Source organism: Fusibacter paucivorans, from assembly GCF_018390735.1.
Classification (GTDB): Bacteria; Bacillota; Clostridia; order Peptostreptococcales; family Acidaminobacteraceae; genus Fusibacter; species Fusibacter paucivorans.
Genome location: NZ_JAHBCL010000005.1, coordinates 36,916 through 59,395, shown reverse-complemented (window position 1 = coordinate 59,395; position 22,480 = coordinate 36,916). Strand labels below are relative to the sequence as shown.

Sequence of the window (22,480 nt, the reverse complement as noted above, 5' to 3'; positions counted from 1 at the left end):
CTTCATAAGGAGTGATAAAATGAGTGAAAATAAGCTGAACAGTTTGAGAAATTGCAAAAAGTGCGGAAGATTGTTTTCATCCGTTGATGGCAGTGCTCTTTGTTCGAGATGCAATGACAATGTAGATGATTCTTTTACCAGGGTCCGGGAATACATTTATGATAACCCGACATCAAGTGTGAAAGATGTCAGTCACGGAACCGGCGTTGATGCAGATGCGATTCTGAAATGGATTCGGGAGGGGAAAATAACATTATCCGATAATTCGAACATTGCCTTTTGTGAACGATGCGGTTCACCGACAGAAGGTGCACGCTTTTGTGGGAAATGTGTCAGAGAACTGACAAGCGGCCTCAAAAAAGGTATAGAGGATACCGCGGGACCTGCAATTAAGCACCGCGGCATGCATATCAAAGAAGAAAAAGAATAAACTTAAAAAATTAATGCAATAAATGCTAAACTCACCTCCATTTGTGCCGATAGATATAGTGAATAAAGAAATCGGTCTGATGGGGGTGTTTCTATGAGAATTAATGGTAACCCTAATATACAAAGTGTATTAAAGAGTTATGGACAAAATGTCAAGAAAACTGAAGAGGTAGAAAAGAGCGGCTTTGTCAACGACAAAGTTGAGATTTCCGACGAAGCCAAGGCATACCAAGTTGCTATGCAAGCGGCAAAGGCAGATTCCGGTGATCGCTCTGAAAAAGTAGCGGCCATTAAGGCACAAGTTAACGCCGGCACTTACAAAGTCAGTGCAGAAGCATTAGCGGAAAAAATCTTAAAAGGCTAAGTAGCGCACCCGTTTTCACGCGTGCGTGCAGCATTAAATGGATATGTTTTACATAGTATGAATTTAATGTTAGCAAAAGGAGTACATGAATGTCAAAGAGTATCGATCAATTGATTTTAACCTTAAATAAAGAAAGTGATATTTATGCCGAAGTATTGGAGCTTTCAAAGAAAAAGCGCGAAGCCATTAAAGCCAATGCATTAGACGAATTATCCGAAATTACGACTTATGAACAAGGCCTCGTCGTGACGCTCTTTAAATTGGAAGAAATCAGGGAGAAAGTCGTCGATATGGTCATGCGGGAAAATCATATTGAGACAGCAGAAAATTTAACAGAGCTGACAAACAGCCTCTCTTATGAAGATCGTTCGAAAGTGCTGAATGCAAAAGACAGACTGATCGTACTCGTAAAGAATGTAACAGAAGAGAATCGTTTTAACAATCGCGTCTTGGAAGAACGGCTCCAATTGATCAATCTCAACATCGAACTCATGACACAGGTTGGCGACGACAGCGGCAAGTACAACCGCAAAGCCGTCAGCGAAGATCAAGAGCATAAATCTATCTTTGACCGACGCGTTTAAACGTGTTGTTAATGTAAGAAACGCGCGTCACCACCATATGACGCGCGTTATTTAAATCGGTTTACAATATTGAGAAACGTCGTTGAAGACTTTCAACATAGAACATAGAAAATGGAAAATTGAAATAGAATGGATTAGAAAAAAAGGCACGGATGCACGAAGAGGAGTGTGTATAATGGCATCAGGATTTTTAGGACTGTCAATTTCATTATCGGGATTATTTGCGAATCAGCGTTCTCTGTCTGTCGTCTCGCACAATATCGCCAATGCCAGCACAGAAGGTTATTCGAGACAGGTGATGAACACAGAGGCGTATAGTCCGGAAGTACTGCCCGGCGGTATGGGGACACTGGGAACGGGTGTCGACGTGACTGCCGTGAAACAAGTGAGAGATGAGTATCTCGATAACAAATACCGTGAGGAAAATTCATCACTGGCAGAATGGGAAGCGCGGGCAGATGTGTTAAAGCAGATTGAAAGCATTTTTAACGAGCCTTCTGATACCAGTATCGGTGAACTTTTAGATGGTTATTACGAGGCGCTCCAAACACTCTCAACAGAACCGGAAAACTTAACGGCAAGAACACTGGTCAGGCAGACAACCATTGCATTAACAGAGGGTGTTGGCATTATTTCACAGTCCTTAAAGGATTTGCAGTCAGAACTCAATTTTCAGTTTAAAGAGTCAGTCGATCAGGTAAACAGCTATGCTGAGCAGATCGCACAATTAAATGAGACGATTTACAAAGCAGAATTGGAAGGCGGCAGAGCCAATGACTTGCGCGACCAGCGAAATGTATTAGTTGACAAGCTTTCGGAACTGGTGCCGGTTGACTATTATGAAGATGAACAAAATCGTTTTTTCGTGCTCGTAGGCGGTCATCAACTGGTCGCCCATTATCGAGCAGACAGCATCGAAATGATTGAGCGAACAGAAAAATTACACGAAGATGATGGTGACGGTCTTGTTGATATCAAATGGGCAGATGGCAATGATGTCAACGTTGATACCGGTAAGGTAGCGGGTCTATTGAGTATTCGAGATAATGTCGAAGGCGACAATAAGGGGATTCCTTATTATCTTGATCGATTAAATGAATTTGTCGACGTCTTGTCCAATACGATGAATGAAATTCACGAAACGGGCTTTGGACTTGACGGCTCGACCGGGAATTACATGTTTACCATTGACAATATGAGTACAGCGGAATATCAGCAGTATTTATTAACAGATGGCCTTAACGGCGGCGCGGCGCTTGACATTACCTCGTCGGTGATGGATGGTGTTGCCGCGTTAAATGAAGATGAACAGCAAAGTGCCATCAATGCGAACATCAAAGCCATTTTAGCGAATAACCCTGATTATAAGGATAAATCTGTTAAGCTCATCAATGGCAATTATTATGTGACAGATCGCGTTAAGGCAACTGAGATTACCATTGCTTCGGATTTAGAGGATTTAAATAAAATCTCAGCATCGGCAGATATTGAAGACATTCCAGGTGGGACGGATAAAATTCTCGAAATGGTCGCAACGCGTTATAACACGAGCCTCTATGATTGGGGGGCGCCGGAAGATTTTGTTAAATCGCTCGTCTCAAACTTAGGGGTCGATGCGGCACAGGCTAACAGAATGTTAAAGAATCAAGAATCCCTTGTGAATGAATATGAAACTTCCAGACAATCGGTACAAGGCGTTTCGCTGGATGAAGAAATGGCAAACATGATCAAGTTTCAATCGGCGTACAATGCAAATGCCAGAATGGTCAATGTTTACGATGAGATGCTGGATTTGATTGTCAACAGACTCGGAACATCGGGCAGATAGGAGTAATCGCATGAGAATAACAAATAGTATGATGATTTCAGACATGCTTTGGAACTCAAATCGCAATTTAAATTCACTTTCAAAATATCAAAATCAACTCTCATCAGGACAGCAGATTTCCAGACCGTCTGATGATCCGGTGGGGATTACTAAAGTGCTGAAGTATAAAACAGACATTCGCGCTGCAGAGCAGTACAGTGATAATATTACAACATCACTTGGCTGGCTGGAAGTCTCTGAGAGTTCCACGGACGATGTGAAGGAAATTCTTCAGCGCGTTAGAGAGCTTACTGTACAGGCGGCCAATGGCACCAACACGGATGAAGACACACAGAAGATTATGACAGAAGTAGAACAGCTAAGAGAAGAAATTATATCGCTGGGGAATTCCACGATCGCAGGCCGCTACATTTTTTCGGGACTGGAAACAGACGAACCGCTTTTTAATGATGATGGTACTTACAATATTGCAATGACATCACAGCGCGTCAAAGAGAAAAGCACCGTTAATTTTGAAGTTTATGTCAATGAAGTTATGGATGTTGCAACTTATCCAACCGACATCTTTGGCATAGGGGAAGATACGAGTTTTTATAATGGCCTTATTTCCTATGGCAGTGCAGAAACTACAGCCTCTACACGGAGTAAAATGGCTTTAAATGTTGATCTCACAAATGATTATGAAGTCGTTGGTGAAAAAATAGATATTGATATAAACAGTACAACCTATAGTGTGGATATGACATTGCTCGCACAGTCGCAAAATGATCCATTGACAAAGTCAGATATGCTCGCGGCAGTTCAAGGTGCTTCAGATGGCAGTGGCGGGGTTCTTTCAGATGTAGCAACGATTTATTATGACAATAATGATAAATTGGTCATTGAAGCGAAAGCTTACGGCAGTACCACGACAATAACGGATTTGAGTGCTTCAGCGGGTGTTACCGTTTCAGGCAACGTTACTGGTTTTGATGAAGGCATCAGTGTCTTTACAAGCGATGTCGCGTTGCACGATACGGATATCGCCAATGCGGAGGATGTCAGTACGCTTATGCTGACACTTAATGGCGAGCAAAAAGCGATCAGTGTTGATTTTTCATCACTTTCAACAGTGGCTGACTATGCTATAGCACTTCAAGCGGAAATTGATTCGCAATTTCCATCAAATGGAGTAACAGTAGCAGGTACAAATGGCAGCAACTTAACGCTTACCGTCGATGGTGCCGCAGATGGTTCCGTTAATACCTTGGAGGTTGATTATGTTGTTTCCAATGAAAGCAGTCTCATCAATGACTTGGATGAGCTGATTACAGCACTCGAAGCCGATGATTCAGATGCTCTTAGCAATATGATTGGCAAAATGGATGATAACTTAGATCAAGTCTTAACCGCTTTAGGTGATGTCGGTGGTAAGACAAATCGTATTGAATTCATCAGTTCCAGAGTTAAAGATAATATTATTACATTTACATCGTTGTTAAGTGATGTGCAGGACGTCGATATGGCACAGGCCATTATGTGGTACAAAAACCTTGAAAATGTTTATAAAGCCTCTTTATCGGTTGGTGCACAGGTCATCCAGCCTTCTTTAGTAGACTTTATTTCTTAAAAACGATAAGATAAGATTAAGGTTTATGTATGTGGGTATTTGCATGAATGCCATTTCGCTTGAAAGGAAGTGAAAGAATGCCTATTCAAATACAATCGACAAGAGCTCAGCTATCAGTTCAAACGGTCAATGCGTCACTTGAGATGCAAGGGAATGGCGGCCAAGTGCTAGCACTTGACACAGAGCGGGGATCGCTAGAAATGGAATCGACATCACCAGAAATTGAGATTGATCAAACGGCGTGCTTTGCAGAGTGTGGATTAAAAAATATTAAAGACTTCATGGCAGATTCTGTCGCATACGGACAACAAAAGTTTCAAGAAGGTGTTGCGAGAATTGTTGAAGATGGCAATCAGATGGCTTCGATCGAAAATAAAGCAGATCCCATTCCGGATCAGGCTATTCAGAATGCCTATACCATGTTTGAGCACGAGTTTAATTATGATGCCATTCCGAAATCGAGACCGAGTATTACCTTAAAAGAAGGGGATGTCAATTATCAGTATCAGCCAGCTAGGGTGAATAACCGTACGGTTTCGCGAAAAGTTGAAAATAATTTTACGCCGGGAAAGGTTGAAATCGCTGTTGCCGAGTATGGTAAAGTGACGATTTCATATGACTCATCCAGTCTTAGTTATCATATATAGGAGGGCTTGAAATGGAGATGAAAACAACACATTTGGGTACGATTCAATACGATGAGAGCAATGTTATCGTTTTTGAAGATGGAATCCCAGGGTTTGAAGATGAAAAGGATTTTATCATTGTTTTATCCAATGATCCGGAATTACCCTTTCACTATTTGCAGTCGATTAAAAGAGAGGCGATCTCATTTATGATCACGAACCCCTTTATATTTGTCAACCCGTATGACTTTGAATTGACAAGTGAGGTCGTAGAGCAGCTCGAGATTAAGAAACCGTCTGATATCTCGATTTACTCGATTGTTACAATACCAGAGGATCTGGAACGGACATCTATTAACCTCGTCGCACCTGTTGTTGTCAATAATACGAACAATAAGGCCAAACAAGTGGTTTTGCAGGATTATCCGATCTTTAAATATTTTATTTTTAAGGCTGATGGAAAGGATGAGATGTAATGCTGATCCTAACGCGTAAAAAAAACGAGAGTATCATAATCAATAACAATATTGAGATTCAAATTATCAGCATTGAAGAAGGTAAAGTGAAAATTGGCATTAACGCACCAAAAGAAGTGGCAATTCACAGGAGTGAAATTTTTGATAAAATAATGGAAAGCAATAAAGAAGCCATTGTCTCAAAAGATGCGAGATCGCTGTTGGCTGAAAAAATGAAAAAATAATGATAAAAAAGTAATTGTTTTTTTATGTTTAAGATAAAGTTTTTTCGGTAAATATCCGATAACTTATTTAGATAACCTTCTTGGAGGCGGCGGCCGCGTCTTCGAGGTTATACAATAAACCGGAAAGGATTCCGGACACATTTTTTCAAGGAGGAAAAAATTATGAGAATTAATAACAACTTGATGGCAATGAATACCCATCGACAATTAGGCATCAATTCAGAGGCAAGCTCGAAATCTATCGAAAAATTATCATCAGGCTACAGAATTAACCGTGCCGGCGATGACGCAGCAGGTCTTGCGATCTCTGAAAAAATGAGAGCTCAGATTAGAGGTCTCGACCAAGCTTCAAGAAACTCACAAGATGCAATTTCACTGGTTCAAACAGCTGAAGGCGCATTAAACGAATCACAAGCGATTCTTCAACGTATGCGTGAACTTGCAGTACAATCTGCAAATGACACCAATGAAGATGAAGACCGTACAGCGATTCAAAGTGAAATCGATCAATTGACTTCAGAACTCAACAGAATTTCTGAAACAACTGAATTCAACAAGAAAAAACTCTTAAATGGTGACTTGGCGATTACGGGTGATGGTAAAGCAGAAAAATCAGGATCAACAACCTTAGATACGGGTGTGACAGCGTTAGGTATTGAGAGCGATTCAAGTGCGTCAACAGGAGTTTACAATGTCGAAGTTACATCGTCAACTGTTGCACAGATTGAAGGAAGTATTTTAAATGGTGTTCATGCTGATGTTTCAGTTACTGCTGGTGCAACCGTTGATTTAGCTGGTGGTGCATACAAAGTAGCGATTACTGAAGATGTTGCTAAAACAATTTCTGCAGCTGTCGACACAAATAGTATTTATGATACTAGTGGCAACAATACGGCGGTTACCATTGAAGCTAATTCTGGCTTAGCAAATGAAGCTCATACACTAAGTGTCGTTAAAAGGCAAACGTCATCAGATAGTCTTAGTGGTTCTATTGCATTAGATGTATCGGGTGCTAAACTTGATGGTTATGATTCAGGTAGCTATACAGTTACATCAAGTAGAACATTTGACAATACAAAAGTTTCCGATAATTTAGCAGGTACTGGCGGCGGTAACCTTGACAATGATAATATAATTACCAACTTCCAAGTAGCTGATGGTGCAACGGCAGCTCAAGCGGATGCTTTAAACAATGGTTTTGATTTATCCGTTTCTATTGCTGATGATGGTACTACAAGTGGTATAGCCGAAATTACTTTTACAAACAGTGATACGGGTAATACCGTAATGATTACTACTGATAACCTTTCAAATGGAGCACAGACTATACAGCTAGATGGTATGAAGTTTGATGTGGATGTAGATAATTTGTTGAATGGGACTACTGGTGTTGGCACTGCAGGTGCAGTTGTCGTTGCTGCAGCTGATTATGATGGGGCATCATTAACCATCGCGTCAGATGCAGTTGAAGACGTAATTACTGTCTCTGATGGAACGAATACAGGAACTGCTTCTGCACTATCGGATAATACAGCAGGACAAGCGCTTAGTGTAACTGTGGGTACAGAAACGCTAGACTTTGTAATTGATCAATCAACTTTAACTTCTGGAGAAGTGTTATCTACGACAATTCAGAGTGAGTTTACAATTAGTCTAAGTGATACTTCAGGTCCGGCGCAAATTGGTAGTGACTTTGTAGTTACTGAGCTTGAACTTGCGGATCCATCTAGTGTGTCAAATATTTCTTTCGGCGCATCTGGTTTGCTGGTGGATTTAGATGCTACAGGGCTTTTAGCTCTATCATCTCAAGCTGCTTCATATGACCAAACGATCACGGTGGGTGAAAGTACCGAATACACAGCTCAATTACAAAATGCTGATGGTTCGACAATTGTAGGTGCTGGACAATTCGCTTTAACGGGTACTGGTGACGATGTTACAATTGATTTGGGCAAGGATGTTGTTTTAACTTATGATGAAGCTGACTTAGCTGAAGGTGATATTTTCTTTGGTGTTAATGACAACGTGACTGAATTTACATTTGATTTAACTGGTGCGGGCACAGCGTCTACGACTATTCAAGCTGGAGAAACAGCTGATTTTGGCAATGGTATTACTATGGATACAGATGATACTTTAGCTACATCAGCAGGTACAATAACATTTGAAGTTGAAAATACTACTTTAGATAATTCTGTCAACATGCAAATCGGTGCTAATACTGGTCAAAAGATTTCGATCGCGATTGATGATGTTGGTTCTGTTGCCCTTGGTGTTAGTGCTTCTACAGCAAGTGCTACCAATGCATTTACAGTAGACGGTAAAAACTATGTAGCGAACTTTAAAGCGGCGGCAACTGTCGAAGCTGATGGTGACGTTACAGAGTTTTCACTTGATATTTCAAGTTACGAAAACGCGACAGCAGCTGTGCATATTATTGATACTGCATTAACTTCAATTTCTGACCAACGTGCTAAACTTGGTGCAGTCCAAAACAGATTGGAACATACCATCAAGAACTTAGACACTTCATCAGAAAACTTGCAAGCTTCTGAATCTCGTATTCGCGACGTCGACATGGCAAAAGAAATGATGGAATACACGAAAAACAATATCTTGCAACAAGCTGCTCAGGCAATGCTTGCACAAGCAAACCAAGCACCTCAAGGTGTACTCCAATTATTAAGATAGTATATGTTTTAATACTACTAGGGGTCAGAGTCTTTTCTCTGACCCTTTTTATATCAAATGATTTAATTTTAGAAGAATAGCTGAATGTCTACAGGAAAGCGGGCCATATTGATGGAAGATCTTCAAAAACTTGAGCAATTACTTGAAGCAATAAAATTAAAACAGGCAATGTTAGATGCGCTGGAAGTGCGTCTTGTTGAAGCTAGAAATCTGGCAGTAATGGCAACAGCACCAGAGATGATAGAGATTGAAAGAATGAAGCTTCAAAAAGCATTTAACCAATTGATTGAAGAGATCAAACTTTTAGAAGCAGAGGCAACACGATATCAATAATGCAATTAAAGAATTATTGCATTAAATACATAAAGTTTTTTGAAGAATGTGACGATATTCTAGATAACAAGTGAAATGAGCTCAAGGAAGAGCGAAGGGAGTGAGCGTCATGAAAATCAATGGCATATCGACAGCACAGAGTATGAGCACGGAAGCGATTTCAAAGGATAGTAGAGCTGTCAGCCCAACTGAAAATGCCAATATTGAATCTGTGAATCCATCGGCAGATTCAATGATGCCGATTAAAGTGTCAGGAAATGAAGACGGTGGGATTAACGAGGATCTGCTGCAGAAGTCAGTTGATCAGGCAAATAAAAATTTACAGCAATATAACCGCTTTATTGAGCGGGAAGTTCATGAAGTCACTCATACGGTGATGTATAAATTGGTAGACAGTACTACCAATGAAGTGATCAGTGAATTTCCACCTAAGAAAATTGAGGATATGATCGCGAAAATGTGGGAACTTGCAGGTCTTTTTGTAGATGAGAAAGCTTAACCAGTGTTATCGACATTAGAAGGAAGTGAGTAAAAATGTCATCAGCTAATCGTGTATTAGGAATTGTTTCGGGTTTTGATACAGAAACACTCGTTAACGATCTAATGGAAGTTGAAAATCTAAAACTCGAAAAGTTAGAAAAAGAAAAGCAATATGAACAGTGGAAACAAGAGGGGTACCAAGAAATTGTGAGCATGCTCACTGAATTTCAATCGACATATTTTGACGTTTTAAATTCGGATACCAACATTACTTCTTCGTCTTCATTTGCTGAATTTGAATACAGCGTTCTCATGAATAATGAGCATACAAATATTGTTAATGTAACGGCTAATGGTGATTTGGCAGCGAGTCATCATACCATTAACAGTATTTCTCAGTTGGCGACAAATGATACATGGGCAGGCAATAAAGCATACTTAACGGGAATTATGTCTTCGGGATTTGATTTTAATAATATTGACACAGATCCTGGTGCCGAAGACTTAACTTTTTCACTTACCATTGGCAGGTCGACGAAAACGGTAACCATTGCCGGCACCGATGTTGAAAGTATGACTTCTTCCAGTGATCTGGTAGATGAACTCAATGCCTCCATTAAAAGTGCATTTGGTGATGATTATACAGATATCGTGAGCTTGACCGATACTGGGGAACTCTATTTTAATTTGCCTGCTAATCAACTGACGATTCTTGAAGGTGATTCTGCTAGTACATTGACGACACTTGGTATTACCAGCGGGCAGAGTTCGAATGATTATAAAGAAAAAAGCATGGGAGAACTCTTTGGATTTTCTGATGCGGCATTATCTGCTATTGAGATAAATGGTGTCAGCATAACGCTTGAAGCGGACGATACCATTAAAGAAGCATTAACAAAGATAAATGATTCAGATGCAGGCGTTGAGGTAAGATTTGACACGTTGCAGGATCAGTTTATCATGACGGCGAATAATGAAGGGACTGCCAATAATATCAGTATTGAAGATGGCTCCACAGCAGAGGTGTTCTTTAAATCATTATTTTCGGTGGATACGGATCTCGTAGATACTGATGGAAACGTTTCGAATATTGACTATACTGCCGGTCAAAATGCGAAATTGACACTTGATGGTGTTGATATCGTCATGTCAAGCAATTCATTTACGTATGAAGGTGTTTCATATGAGCTCAATGATACAACGACTGACCCAATTGATATTGAAATCGAACCAAACACTGATGCACTTGCTGAAAAAATGCAAAATTTTATTACGGATTATAATAATATTTTAGATCATATTGAAACAAAACTCAGTGAAAAGAAATATTATGATTATGAACCGCTCACTGCAGAGGAAAAAGATTCGATGAGTGACGAAGAAGTCGCGATGTGGGAATCAAGAGCGAAATCGGGCAGTTTAAGAGGTGCTTCAGAACTTCAAACCATGTTGACAAACTTCCGGAATGCTTTTATTGACAAGGTATCGGGAACGGAATTAACGCTTAATGATGTTGGAATCAGTACAACGGAATATTCAGATAAAGGGAAGCTCACGCTGGATAAAGATAAGTTTACAAAAGCACTCGAAGAAAACTATGATGAAGTGGTTAATTTATTCACGCAGAAGTCGGATTATGCATATACGGATTCTGATAATCGCGCTGGTCGTTATAATGAGAATGGATTAGGAAAGCGGTTGGAAGATACACTTAAAGACAATATTAGAACGACAAGGGACACTGAAGGGTATAAAGGCATCCTAATTGAAAAAGTTGGGATTGAAAACGACAGCAGTTACTTTGAGAATTACTTTACCCTTTCCTTGAACGATTATGACAAACGTATTGATGACATGATGGATTACTTGGCGGATAAGGAAGACCATTACTACGTGATGTTTGCCAACATGGAAGCGGCACTCTCAAAAATGCAGTCTTCTTATAACTCGCTTTTAAGTTCATTAGGGAGCTAATGTATGACAGCTGAAGAAGCACTAAAAAAAATTGTCAATCAGACCAAGTTGGCTCGTCGGGCACTTGCAGCTGATAAACTGGAAATAGCACTAGATGTTTTGGCTGAAAGACAGGCGGCAATTGAGACATTTACAGCTGAGAAACATGAAAAAACAGAAGCTGTTATGGCAGTATTAGAATTGTTTCGCGTTGAAAATGAAGCTTGTATGGCAGATATGATAGCGATGAAGCAAAAACAGGAAAGCATGATGATGAAGACAAAAGTGCAAAAACGAGATGTCCATTATGCCAACAAGGTTAATCAAAAGTATAAAATGGCAGAAGCATTTCTGGTTGGCAACACATTTGATTCATACAAGAAGAGGTATTAAGGAGGCTTTAAAATGGCAATTATGAACCCCTACAATTATGCAAAGCCGCGGCATTTCATACGATTGGAAAAAGAAGAAAAAGAGGAGAAAAAGCCAACGCCTTCTGTTGCCCACAGCACGGCAGCACAGGATCGAAGCGGACAATACATTGAAAACAAAGTGATGTCGGCAAAGCCTGAGGAGCTGACGTATATGCTCTATGAAGGTCTCGTCAAATTCATCAAGAAAGCCGTGATGTACCTTGAGATGAAGCGAATGGAAGACGTCAATTACAATGCACAGCGTGCGCAAGCCATTATTGATGAACTCAGATCGACACTTAACAAGGACATACCAATCAGCGACAGCCTTGACCAGCTCTATGAATACATGAGCTTTAAACTTGTCGAAGCCAATGTAGACAAGAATGAAATGGCATTTAAAGAAGCACTGGAAATTGCAGAAAACTTTAAGGAGACTTGGCGACAGGCGTTTGACCTTAAGGGTTAAGTTCAATGTTTATGAAAAGTTAACAATAAACAACTGTTTAATGTGGCGGTGTTGAGGTATAATAGTACTATACGGTAAGAGGAGGGATGATCATGAACAGCATAACTTCATATCAAACCCAGTACTTGAGTAGCTTAAAACAAGCGCTTAATATTTCGATGATGCAAAAGGCCATGAGCCGTGATGCCGAATCCGTTCAGAGTACCATTAAGGCAATGGAAGCGGCCACAGAACCTGGCAAGGGTCAGCATTTGGATTTGAAAATATAGTGAGTTTTGGATTTGAAAACAGTATTATTAATGCACATAACCGCGAATCTCTAAGGAGAAATTCGCGGTTTTTTATATGCAGAGAAAATGTGCTTAAAGCGATTGATCTTAGTCATTAAGTCAATCATATCACTTAAATCTTGCCTTTTGTTACCATAAGAGTATTTGATTGAAATTCAGTATATTGCAGCGAAGGATCAACTTAAGGTGGCGATGTCATCACTTTCGTCGTAAGGATTACTTGAGGTGTGAAACGTTTTTATATTTCCATGGTATAATGAGCATAATAATCACAAATATTTTCATGGACTTGGCTTCATAAGCTAATCTATTGTAATCGTAATACTCTAATTTGAATAATGCAATTTCCCCAAATAAGAGAAGCACCAAAGAAATCATGAGTGGAGGCAGAATATGTCAATTGATGTGCTGGAAGAAGTGCTGATACAAAAAATCGCTTTATTGGAGTCGACCATCAAAAATGTACATCAAGTCATCAAAGCGCAGGCTGAAGGTGAAGATGCGGAGGTTTTAATGACACAGGTTGAAGCCATCAAAGCGGCTCGCAAGCAAATTCATCAGCTGGATCTTGTTTTCCTGACGGCTTATGAACGCTTTTTGAAATCCGCTGAAGTTGATGCGCCTGAAAAGCTGCCAAAAGAGATTAAGCAGCAGTTTAAAAAGGCACAGCAGTCTATCGTACATATTCAAGATTTAACAGCGATTTTTTCATCAATGGAAGCATCATATGATGCGGCGGCAGAGGATATTCAAAAGACAGTAGCACAGCAGCGAAAGTTCGACAGTGCACAAAGAGCCTATCGACATAAGTAGATTTTACGGAAAAGGCTTAGAAGCCGCGAAAACAAAGGGTGTCAAAAACTGGCGCTTCATAAATTGTTCACAAAATCGCCACTAAATTTGATGTTATGTCCTCTCCCTTTCGGGTATAATGCTAATATCAATTTATAAGGGGATGAGTTTATGAAAGTAATCGTGACAGGAAGAAATTTAGTAATTACCGACGCAATAAGAAAACAAGTTACCGACAAGCTCAACAAATTCGATAAGTACTTTAAAAGCGATGTCGAGGCCCACGCTACTTTTACCACTCAAAAAAACAAACATATCGTAGAAGTAACCATACCGCTGAAAAACGGAACGCTGTTCCGAGCAGAAAGTGCAACAGATGACATGTATGGTTCAATTGATGAAGCGATTGATAAAATTGCCAGACAGATGAAAAAACATAAAACGAAAATTGAAAGACGTTTTAAAGGACATGAATCTATTAAATTCGAGTCAATTCCGGATGATAAGGACTTCAAAGATGAAGCTTCTATTGTCAAGACAAAACGCTTCCCTGTGAAACCAATGGTACCGGAGGAAGCTGTTCTACAAATGGAACTGCTCGGCCATGACTTTTTCGTATTCCTCAATGGTGATACCGAAGAAGTTAATGTGGTTTACAGGCGCAGAGACGGCGATTATGGTTTAATTGAGCCGTATCTGTAAAGCATAAAGCATTTGTCTCAAATCGGGTATTTTGAAAAAACGGTAAATTAAGAATTGAATATGGATTGAATCATAAGAGCAGGTGCAGATGCGCCTGCTCTTTTAGGTGCGTTTTTTCGCATCGCATAGGAATAATGTGTGACAGGAGCTATCGCTTTTTATTCCCCCATAAGACAGCAATTGGTCAAGTGCTGTGAAGTGTGGTTCAACATATTGTCACAATCGTTCGTTTTCAAACATTGCGTCTGCAATGTTAAGGATATTTTTCAGAAAGTCATCGCTGACAGTGTCACATAACGTATAGGCTCTGGCATTGAGATCAACAGACCGGATATGTTCCGTTAATATAAATCCTTTAATCGCCAAGTTGTCTTCAATTTTGATGTGAAGCGGAAAGCCGTTATCTGAACTTGAAATCGGTGCAACAATTGCAAAACCATTTGTATAGTGGATGAATTTCGAATTGCTTAATACAAGTGCCGGACGACGCCCGCTCTGTTCGGAACCACGTGTTGGGGAGAAATTTAACCAAATAATATCACCTTGTTTTACCATATCTCACGCCCTAGGGATTTGCCCCAGTCAATTTCAGTTGGTTTATAATTACCTGTGTAGTCACTGAATAGGGTATCAATAGACATGGTCTTTTTCACTTTGGTAAGAATCAACTTATCTTCTTCAATCTCTACATTGAGTTCATCATTTTCGCAAAGATTTAAAGCTTCTAAAATATCTTTTCTTAATATGATGCCTTTGCTGTTTCCCATTTTTTTTATGATAATAGACATACATCGGCCTCCTTCCGTACATACATGTATATACTTATTATACCATGAAAAAGCTCACACGGTATCTGTTTTTCATCATATTTCGCAAAGAAAATGATAATCCGCAGGTACGATGTGGGTTATCATCATGTGAAATGAAGTGAGACTTATTTATCAAATGGAATGTTACGCAAGGATGCTTATTTATGATAAAATATAATAGGGTATGATTTAGTTGAAGATTTTAATGTTGTGTGCATAAGGGAAGGGAGCACTACATGATTATAGAGGCAATACTCATTGGCTTTTTACTCGGTTTTTTTCGCAATGGACGACTAAATAATTTTGCAGATATGCGCTTTAAAGGAAGCGTGCTCATCGTGCTGAGTTTTTTTGTCTATATATCGCCGTTTGCACTGCGCATGATGCAGATAGATATGGCAATGCCTCAAATTCTGCCGTTTGCAGCGGGGATTATCGCGATGGTTGTGGCGCTTGTCAATCACGAAAAAGGTGGTGTCAAGCTCATTATGCTCGGCGGTGTCATCAACCTGCTCATTATGGGTATGAATCAATTTCGCATGCCGGTTCCCGTGTCTCGAATGGCGTCATCTGGTTTAGCAAGTTTGGCGGAATCCGTTGGTGCGGGCAGTGTTATCAATTATGTAGATATGGCAAACGCAAGTTTTTTAGCCCCTTATCTTGGCAAGATTATCGTCATGCCGGCTTGGTATCCGCTCAATCAGCTGATTAGCATTGGCGATATCATTATGAGTATTGGCATTATTCTGTTGGTGCAGGGGGAAATGATGATGTTTTCCTCAAAGCGGGGTGCCATGGTAACCTTCCAATATCATGTGAATAAATAGTGAAAAACCTTTTAAATGTGTTGCAAAACACCGCATAAAAATCAGCCCATCGCCTCGTGCGACAGTATCAAGGCTGATTTTGCTATGTGAAAGCATTGATTTACAATTTGTTTGAAAATTATCAAATAAGAGTGTGATATAATATGAATTAGAGCAAAATTCAGAAAAATCACTTCAACTGAAAGGATGTTATAGATTATGAGTCTGCTTAAACTCGTCTTCGGAGATCTCAACGAGAAAGAAGTTAAGAAAATCAGTAAGCGTGTCGATGCCATTGAAGCTTTGGAACCAAAATATCAAGCGATGGATGAAGAGACACTTAAAGCACAGACGCAGGTATTAAGAGACCGCCTCCAAAATGGCGAAACACTCGATGATATTTTGTATGATGCTTTTGCCGTTGTCAGAGAAGCGGCGAAACGTGTATTGGGGCTTAGAGCCTTTAAAGTACAGCTGCTCGGCGGTATCGTATTGCATCAGGGACGTATCGCAGAGATGAAAACCGGTGAAGGTAAAACCCTCGTCGCAACATTTCCCGTATACCTCAACGCCCTTGAGGGCAAAGGTGTTCACGTTGTCACAGTCAATGATTACTTGGCACAGCGTGATATGGCTTGGATGGGGAAAGTGTACCGCTACTTGGGATTGACAATAGGCTGTGTTGTTCATGGTGTTGAAGGTGAAGAACGTAAAAATGCTTATTTAGCAGATGTTACTTACGGCACAAACAATGAATTTGGTTTTGATTATTTGCGTGACAATATGGTTATGAATCAAGAGCGATTGATGCAGCGTCCGCTGAATTTCGGTATTGTCGATGAGGTCGACAGTATTCTCGTCGATGAAGCGAGGACCCCGCTTATTATTTCCGGTGAAAGTGCCAAATCAACAGATATGTACCGTGTTGCCGATATGTTTGCCAAAACGCTCAATGCAGAAGAAGATTTTGTAACCGATGAAAAGGCAAAGAGCATTAACTTAACAGATGGTTTAGTGGTCGATAAATACGGGCAGCAGGAAGAGGGCAGTGAAAATCGGAATGGGGTTGCTAAAGCAGAAAAATACTTTGGCCTCGATAATCTTTCCGATCCTAAGAATATGGAGTATTTGCATCACATCAATCAGGCAATCCGTGCGCGTTTCCTCATGAGACGTGATGTTGACTACATCGTTAAAGACGGTGAAGTGATTATCGTCGATGAGTTTACAGGTCGTTTGATGTACGGTAGACGCTATTCAAATGGTTTGCATCAGGCAATTGAAGCCAAAGAGGGAATCGAAGTCCGAAAAGAATCCCAGACTCTGGCGACGATTACCCTTCAAAACTATTTCAGAATGTATAAAAAACTTGCCGGCATGACGGGTACTGCCAAAACAGAGGAAGAAGAATTCCGCCATATTTACAATATGGACGTCGTCGTGGTACCGACCAATCGCCCAATCCAGAGACAGGATTTGGACGATGGGATTTATAAAAACCTCAATGGCAAATTTAACGCCGTGATTGAAGATATTGAAGCCAAACACAGTGAAGGACGCCCAGTACTCGTGGGGACTATCAGTATTGAAACATCGGAATACATTGCCGGGCTCTTAAAGAAAAGGGGCATTAGACATGAAATACTCAATGCCAAACAGCATGAGCGCGAAGCTGAAATTGTCGCTCAGGCAGGGCGATTGGGCGCGGTTACCATTGCGACCAATATGGCGGGTCGCGGTACTGACATTATGCTCGGCGGTAATCCCGAATTCATGGCAAAACGTGAGCTGACAAAAAAAGGCTATGATGAGTTTGTCGTCAACAGTGTAACGAGTCCTGTTTTGCCGGATGTTCCGGATATTGAAGAGGCTAAGGCACTTTACGATGAACTCTATGCCAAATTTAAAATAACGACAGATGAAGAAAGCGACAAGGTAAAAGCTGCCGGCGGTCTTCATATCATTGGTACAGAGCGTCATGAATCAAGGCGTATTGACAATCAGTTGCGCGGTCGGGCCGGCCGCCAGGGAGACCCGGGCTCATCTCAGTTTTACATTTCTTTTGAAGATGATCTCATGAGACTCTTCGTGAGTGACCGTGCGAAATCCATCGTCGAATCGCTTGGTATGGAAGAAGATATGCAGCTTGAAAACAAGATGCTCTCCAAAGCCATTGAAAATGCACAGAAAAAGGTAGAAGGCCGTAACTTCGGTATTCGTAAACACGTTCTTCAATATGATGACGTTATGAATAAACAGCGTGAAATCATCTATGGTGAGCGCAACAGGGTGCTCCATGGCGACAATATTAAAGAGAATATTGTCAGTATGATTGACAAAGTCATTGAACGTGCGATTCCAATGTATACAGATGGTTATAAATACCCTGAAGAATGGGATCTTGAAGGGCTCTTTACGTATCTCGCGGCAATTTTCCTGCCAAAAGGTGACGTTGTCATCGATAATATCGAAACAATGACAGTGGAAAAACTTCATGAAATACTTTCGGAAAAAGCACAGGAACTCTATGCTGTCAAGGAGACGGAAATTGGCCCTGAGCGGATGCGGGAAGTGGAACGCGCTATCCTGCTCAGAGTTGTCGATATGCACTGGATTGATCACATTGACGCCATGGATGACTTAAAGCAGGGGATTGGCCTGAGAGCGATCGGTCAGCAAGACCCGGTTATTGCTTATAAGATGGAAGGTTTTGAAATGTTTGACGAAATGATTGCCAACATTCAGCAGGAAACCATCAAAGCACTCTTCCACGCGACGCTTCAAACGGATACCGAACGTAAACGCGTTGCTGTTATTACAGGGACTTCCGGCGGTGATCAAGCGCAGTCAGGCGGAAAAAAACCGTTTAAAGCAGATAAAAAAGTGGGCAGAAATGATCCTTGTCCATGTGGCAGTGGCAAGAAGTACAAAAAATGTCACGGCATGTACCCAGACGCTAACGAATAACAACAAAAGGTCAGCATGCTGACCTTTTTTTAGGTCATTCGTCAAATTTTTTTAAACCATTCGGTCAAAAATAGAGGCGGCGATCCTATAACAAGCGATCATGACCACATAGAAACAACATAGAATCAACATGGAATCAACCGTTAATGAACATTCATTAACAGGAAATTAATCATAAACAACATGGTACAAGCAACTCACCATAATTTTTATCCATAAGGGGGCAATATGATTATATTAGAGCGGCTTTCCCGCGAGATCAAAACAATAAAGACGAAAATCGTCGAGCTCGAGGTGTCTCTTTGACATCGCTAAAATGAAGCGATACCTAGAGGAAATCGAATTTAAAATTGCGGCACCCGACTTTTGGGATGACAATGAAAAGGCGCAGGGACTCTTAAAACAGCAGAAGAGCTATACACAGGAAATTGAAAATTACCAACATTTGTTTAACCAAGTCGAAGACCTTGAGGGGCTTTGTGAAATGGCGATGATGGATGAAGATGATTCGCTGGAACAAGAGCTTATGCAAACCTATGAAGTGATATCCGAAACCTATGAAAGTCTTTATCTAAAAACACTCTTAACCGGTGAGTTTGATCACAATAATGCGATCGTTGCCATTCATGCGGGTTCCGGCGGGACAGATGCTCAGGACTGGGCAGAAATGCTGCTGAGAATGTACACGCGTTGGGCTGAACAGCACGATTACACGGTAAAGGTTTTAGACTTGCAAGATGATACCACTGCGGGGATTAAAAGTGCAACGCTAATGATTGAAGGCGTCAATGCCTATGGTTTTCTGAAATCGGAAAAGGGTGTACACCGCATTGTGCGCATATCACCTTTTGACGCATCCGGTAAACGCCACACTTCTTTTGCGTCGCTGGATGTTATGCCGGAACTCGATGACAGTGTTGAAATTGACATCAATCCGGTGGATTTAAAAATTGACACCTACCGTTCATCCGGCGCTGGCGGCCAGCACGTCAACACGACGGATTCGGCTGTGCGCATCACCCATATGCCGACAGGTGTCGTGGTTCAGTGTCAAAATGAGCGTTCTCAGATTTCCAACCGGGCAACTGCGATGAAAATGCTCATGGCCAAGCTCATTGAACTGAAAGAGCGCGAACAAAAAGATCGCGTTGAAGACCTTGCAGGTGACTATTCTCAAATAACATGGGGCAGTCAAATACGCTCGTATGTTTTTCATCCGTATAACATGGTCAAGGACCATCGTACCGGCGCGGAAGTCGGAAATATTCAGGCGGTTATGGACGGCGATTTAGACTTGTTCATCGAAGCCTACTTGAAAGGAAGTCGAAAAGATGACACAGATCTATAGTCAGCTCGCCACTGAACTCAAATTAAGTTTAAAACAGGTTGAAGCAACTGTTGGCCTGATTGATGAAGGCAATACCATTCCCTTTATCGCCAGATACCGCAAGGAAGTGACCGGTGGAATCAGCGATGAAGTCCTGCGCGATTTTGATGATCGTCTGAAATACCTCAGAGGCCTTGAAACGCGAAAAGATGAAATCATTAAGATCATTGACGAACAGGGTAAATTAACGGAAGCACTTGAAGCTGAAATTAGGAAAGCCACCGTATTACAGCGCGTTGAAGATTTATATCGTCCTTATAAACAGAAAAAGAGTACGCGTGCTTCAAAAGCTGTGGAAAGAGGATTAGAGCCGCTCGCCGATATTATTTGGGAACAAACGTGTGAGACGACAGATCTCGATGCAGTGGCGGCACCCTATATTAATGCAGAAAAAGGCGTTGAGACGACAGCTGATGCATGGGCAGGCGCCATGGATATTATTGCCGAACGCATTTCAGACAATCCGGATCATCGCGAAGCGATTCGATCGCTGAACATGGTGCATGGCGTTCTGACCTCCGAACACATTGACGGTGTTGAAGACACCGTTTTTGAAATGTACTATGATTACAGCGAGGGCGTTTCCAAAGTGGCGAATCATCGAATCTTGGCCCTTAACCGTGGTGAAAAGGAAAAAGTGCTTCGCGTTAAACTCATGAGCCCAGACGAACAGATTATCACTTATCTAAAAGATGCCGTTATTGCCTCAGAGCAAGCTACGACTTCAGTATACCTTCACCGCGCCGTGGAAGATGCTTATAAACGGCTGATCAGTCCATCCGTTGAGCGTGAAGTTCGCAATAGCCTGACGGAACGCGCAGAAGAAGAAGCCATTCAGGTGTTTGGCAAGAATACAAAATCACTGTTGCTCATTGCACCGGTGAAAGATGTGCGCATTCTCGCCATTGACCCAAGTTTTCGAACGGGCTGTAAGCTTGCGGTACTCGATGAGACGGGCAAACTGTTGGAATATGCAACGGTGTACCCAAATGAACCGCAGAATAAAGTCGCTGAAGCGCAAAAGAAAATGCGTACACTTATTGAAAAGTATGATGTCAACATTATTCCAATCGGCAACGGCACTGCTTCTAGAGAAACGGAAAAAGTGGTTGCAGATATGATTGCCGAAATGGATCGTGAAGTTTACTATACCATTGTCAGCGAAGCAGGGGCTTCTGTTTATTCAGCGTCAAAGCTCGCAACAGAAGAATATCCGGATATTGACGTCTCCATCAGAGGGGCTATTTCCATCGGCAGACGCCTACAGGATCCGCTCGCCGAATTGGTGAAGATCGATCCGAAGAGTATCGGCGTTGGACAGTACCAGCATGATGTCAATCAAAAACGACTGGAAGCACAGCTTGGCAGTGTCGTTGAAGACTGTGTCAACAGCGTCGGTGTCGACCTCAATACGGCAACGCCTTCATTGCTCAGCTATGTATCCGGCATCAATGGAACACTGGCTAAGAATATCGTTGCCTACAGAGATGAAACCGGTAAATTTACGGCGCGCGCTGAACTGTTAAAAGTGAAGCGACTCGGTGATAAAGTGTTTGAACAGTGTGCTGGTTTTCTGCGTATTTCAAAAGGGGCGCACCCGCTTGACAATACGGCGGTGCATCCGGAGAGTTATGATGCGACCATGCAGTTGTTAAAAACGCTTAACATTGATCTTACTGCGATAGCAGAAGGGGGTGCAGCTAATATTGAGGAGCGCATTGTCGAAATGGGCGAAGCACCTGCGCCGAAAGCGACGTTGAAAGGACGGCATCAGGGATTTGAAGCGCTTAAAGCACTTAAACAGCCTGAGCGTTCGGATGCACAAGTCAGAGGCGCTCGCCTGAAAGATGGCTATGAAAAGCTGTCTAAAGCGTTGGGAATCGGCATACCTTCTCTCCGCGATATTGTAGAAGAGTTGAAAAAGCCGGGACGTGACCCAAGGGAAGATATGCCGAAACCGATCTTTCGATCCGATGTCCTCAAAATGGAAGACTTGAGACCAGATATGGTATTAACGGGAACCGTGAGAAATGTCGTCGATTTCGGTGCATTTGTCGATATCGGTGTCAAACAGGATGGGCTCGTGCACATTTCTGAAATCTGTGACCGCTTTATTAAACATCCGATGCAGGTACTCTCCGTTGGTGATACTGTAACGGTTAAAATTTTAAAAGTTGACCTGGTGAGACAAAAGATTTCCTTAACCATGAAAAATGTTGCCGGAGCAAAGCAATCATAAAGGAGGCTT

The 22,480-nt window shown here is 41.4% G+C and carries 22 protein-coding genes and 2 pseudogenes; 22 read left to right on the top strand and 2 right to left on the bottom strand.

Annotation, left to right across the window (positions count from 1 at the left end; genetic code table 11):
* Nucleotides 1–19 precede the first annotated feature (19 nt).
* From KHM83_RS03795 to hpf, 18 genes and pseudogenes are all read left to right on the top strand, one after another.
* Nucleotides 20–430 carry a MerR family transcriptional regulator gene (locus KHM83_RS03795; protein WP_213235581.1) on the top strand — a complete coding sequence of 137 codons (411 nt, stop codon included), beginning with the start codon at nucleotides 20–22 and terminating at the stop codon, nucleotides 428–430.
* Nucleotides 431–523: 93 nt separating this feature from the next.
* Nucleotides 524–793, top strand: a complete 270-nt coding sequence (gene flgM, locus KHM83_RS03790; protein ID WP_213235580.1) for a flagellar biosynthesis anti-sigma factor FlgM — start codon at nucleotides 524–526, stop codon at nucleotides 791–793.
* An 89-nt stretch (nucleotides 794–882) separates the two neighbouring features.
* Nucleotides 883–1,377: a flagellar protein FlgN gene (locus KHM83_RS03785; protein ID WP_213235579.1), complete on the top strand. Its 495-nt coding sequence runs from the start codon at nucleotides 883–885 to the stop codon at nucleotides 1,375–1,377.
* Nucleotides 1,378–1,552: 175 nt separating this feature from the next.
* Complete coding sequence (gene flgK / locus KHM83_RS03780; RefSeq protein WP_213235578.1) at nucleotides 1,553–3,205, top strand: flagellar hook-associated protein FlgK; 1,653 nt, start codon at nucleotides 1,553–1,555, stop codon at nucleotides 3,203–3,205.
* Nucleotides 3,206–3,215: 10 nt separating this feature from the next.
* Nucleotides 3,216–4,814 (top strand): flagellar hook-associated protein FlgL, encoded by a 1,599-nt coding sequence (flgL, locus tag KHM83_RS03775; RefSeq protein ID WP_213235577.1) that lies wholly within the window; start codon nucleotides 3,216–3,218, stop codon nucleotides 4,812–4,814.
* A 77-nt stretch (nucleotides 4,815–4,891) separates the two neighbouring features.
* Complete coding sequence (locus tag KHM83_RS03770) at nucleotides 4,892–5,461, top strand: DUF6470 family protein (RefSeq protein WP_213235576.1); 570 nt, start codon at nucleotides 4,892–4,894, stop codon at nucleotides 5,459–5,461.
* Between the two features lie 11 nt (nucleotides 5,462–5,472).
* On the top strand, nucleotides 5,473–5,916 hold the full coding sequence (fliW, locus tag KHM83_RS03765; protein ID WP_213235575.1) for a flagellar assembly protein FliW: 444 nt from the start codon (nucleotides 5,473–5,475) through the stop codon (nucleotides 5,914–5,916).
* Nucleotides 5,916–6,140 carry a carbon storage regulator CsrA gene (gene csrA, locus KHM83_RS03760; protein WP_213235574.1) on the top strand — a complete coding sequence of 75 codons (225 nt, stop codon included), beginning with the start codon at nucleotides 5,916–5,918 and terminating at the stop codon, nucleotides 6,138–6,140. The genes fliW and csrA overlap by 1 nt, the downstream gene beginning before the upstream one ends.
* Nucleotides 6,141–6,302: 162 nt before the next feature.
* A pseudogene (locus KHM83_RS03755) lies at nucleotides 6,303–6,719 on the top strand (flagellin N-terminal helical domain-containing protein); the annotation flags it as partial.
* Between the two features lie 1,812 nt (nucleotides 6,720–8,531).
* A pseudogene (locus KHM83_RS20005) lies at nucleotides 8,532–8,831 on the top strand (flagellin); the annotation flags it as partial.
* Between the two features lie 84 nt (nucleotides 8,832–8,915).
* On the top strand, nucleotides 8,916–9,164 hold the full coding sequence (locus KHM83_RS03745; protein WP_213235573.1) for a hypothetical protein: 249 nt from the start codon (nucleotides 8,916–8,918) through the stop codon (nucleotides 9,162–9,164).
* A gap of 109 nt (nucleotides 9,165–9,273) precedes the next feature.
* On the top strand, nucleotides 9,274–9,663 hold the full coding sequence (locus KHM83_RS03740; protein WP_213235572.1) for a flagellar protein FlaG: 390 nt from the start codon (nucleotides 9,274–9,276) through the stop codon (nucleotides 9,661–9,663).
* 35 nt (nucleotides 9,664–9,698) lie between these two features.
* A complete protein-coding gene (gene fliD, locus KHM83_RS03735) occupies nucleotides 9,699–11,618 on the top strand; it encodes a flagellar filament capping protein FliD (RefSeq protein ID WP_213235571.1) in 1,920 nt (639 codons plus the stop codon).
* A 3-nt stretch (nucleotides 11,619–11,621) separates the two neighbouring features.
* Complete coding sequence (locus tag KHM83_RS03730; protein ID WP_213235570.1) at nucleotides 11,622–11,990, top strand: hypothetical protein; 369 nt, start codon at nucleotides 11,622–11,624, stop codon at nucleotides 11,988–11,990.
* Nucleotides 11,991–12,002: 12 nt separating this feature from the next.
* Nucleotides 12,003–12,479, top strand: coding sequence for a flagellar export chaperone FliS (gene fliS, locus KHM83_RS03725; protein WP_213235569.1), 477 nt, complete (start codon nucleotides 12,003–12,005; stop codon nucleotides 12,477–12,479).
* 92 nt (nucleotides 12,480–12,571) lie between these two features.
* Complete coding sequence (locus KHM83_RS03720; protein WP_213235568.1) at nucleotides 12,572–12,748, top strand: putative motility protein; 177 nt, start codon at nucleotides 12,572–12,574, stop codon at nucleotides 12,746–12,748.
* A 414-nt stretch (nucleotides 12,749–13,162) separates the two neighbouring features.
* Complete coding sequence (locus KHM83_RS03715) at nucleotides 13,163–13,582, top strand: hypothetical protein (RefSeq protein ID WP_213235567.1); 420 nt, start codon at nucleotides 13,163–13,165, stop codon at nucleotides 13,580–13,582.
* Nucleotides 13,583–13,732: 150 nt separating this feature from the next.
* A complete protein-coding gene (hpf, locus tag KHM83_RS03710; protein WP_213235566.1) occupies nucleotides 13,733–14,263 on the top strand; it encodes a ribosome hibernation-promoting factor, HPF/YfiA family in 531 nt (176 codons plus the stop codon).
* A gap of 216 nt (nucleotides 14,264–14,479) precedes the next feature.
* Here hpf and KHM83_RS03705 read toward each other — a convergent pair whose 3' ends face one another.
* Nucleotides 14,480–14,818, bottom strand: a complete 339-nt coding sequence (locus KHM83_RS03705; RefSeq protein ID WP_213235565.1) for a type II toxin-antitoxin system PemK/MazF family toxin — start codon at nucleotides 14,816–14,818, stop codon at nucleotides 14,480–14,482.
* On the bottom strand, nucleotides 14,812–15,051 hold the full coding sequence (locus tag KHM83_RS03700) for an AbrB/MazE/SpoVT family DNA-binding domain-containing protein (RefSeq protein WP_213235564.1): 240 nt from the start codon (nucleotides 15,049–15,051) through the stop codon (nucleotides 14,812–14,814). The genes KHM83_RS03705 and KHM83_RS03700 overlap by 7 nt, the downstream gene beginning before the upstream one ends.
* A gap of 257 nt (nucleotides 15,052–15,308) precedes the next feature.
* Between KHM83_RS03700 and KHM83_RS03695 the strand changes: the two genes are divergently transcribed.
* The 4 genes from KHM83_RS03695 to KHM83_RS03680 all read left to right on the top strand — a co-directional run bounded on the left by KHM83_RS03695 (nucleotide 15,309) and on the right by KHM83_RS03680 (nucleotide 22,471).
* Entirely contained in the window at nucleotides 15,309–15,899 is a 591-nt protein-coding gene (locus tag KHM83_RS03695; RefSeq protein ID WP_213235563.1) for a DUF5317 family protein, read from the top strand.
* A 198-nt stretch (nucleotides 15,900–16,097) separates the two neighbouring features.
* Nucleotides 16,098–18,845, top strand: a complete 2,748-nt coding sequence (gene secA, locus KHM83_RS03690) for a preprotein translocase subunit SecA (RefSeq protein WP_246542854.1) — start codon at nucleotides 16,098–16,100, stop codon at nucleotides 18,843–18,845.
* A 228-nt stretch (nucleotides 18,846–19,073) separates the two neighbouring features.
* Nucleotides 19,074–20,193 (top strand): peptide chain release factor 2 gene (gene prfB, locus KHM83_RS03685; protein ID WP_213235562.1). Its coding sequence is split into 2 segments (ribosomal slippage): nucleotides 19,074–19,148 and nucleotides 19,150–20,193, totalling 1,119 coding nucleotides; the frame shifts between segments, so codons are not numbered across the junction.
* Nucleotides 20,177–22,471, top strand: coding sequence for a Tex family protein (locus KHM83_RS03680; RefSeq protein ID WP_213235561.1), 2,295 nt, complete (start codon nucleotides 20,177–20,179; stop codon nucleotides 22,469–22,471). Before prfB ends, KHM83_RS03680 begins: the two co-directional genes overlap by 17 nt.
* Nucleotides 22,472–22,480: the final 9 nt, after the last annotated feature.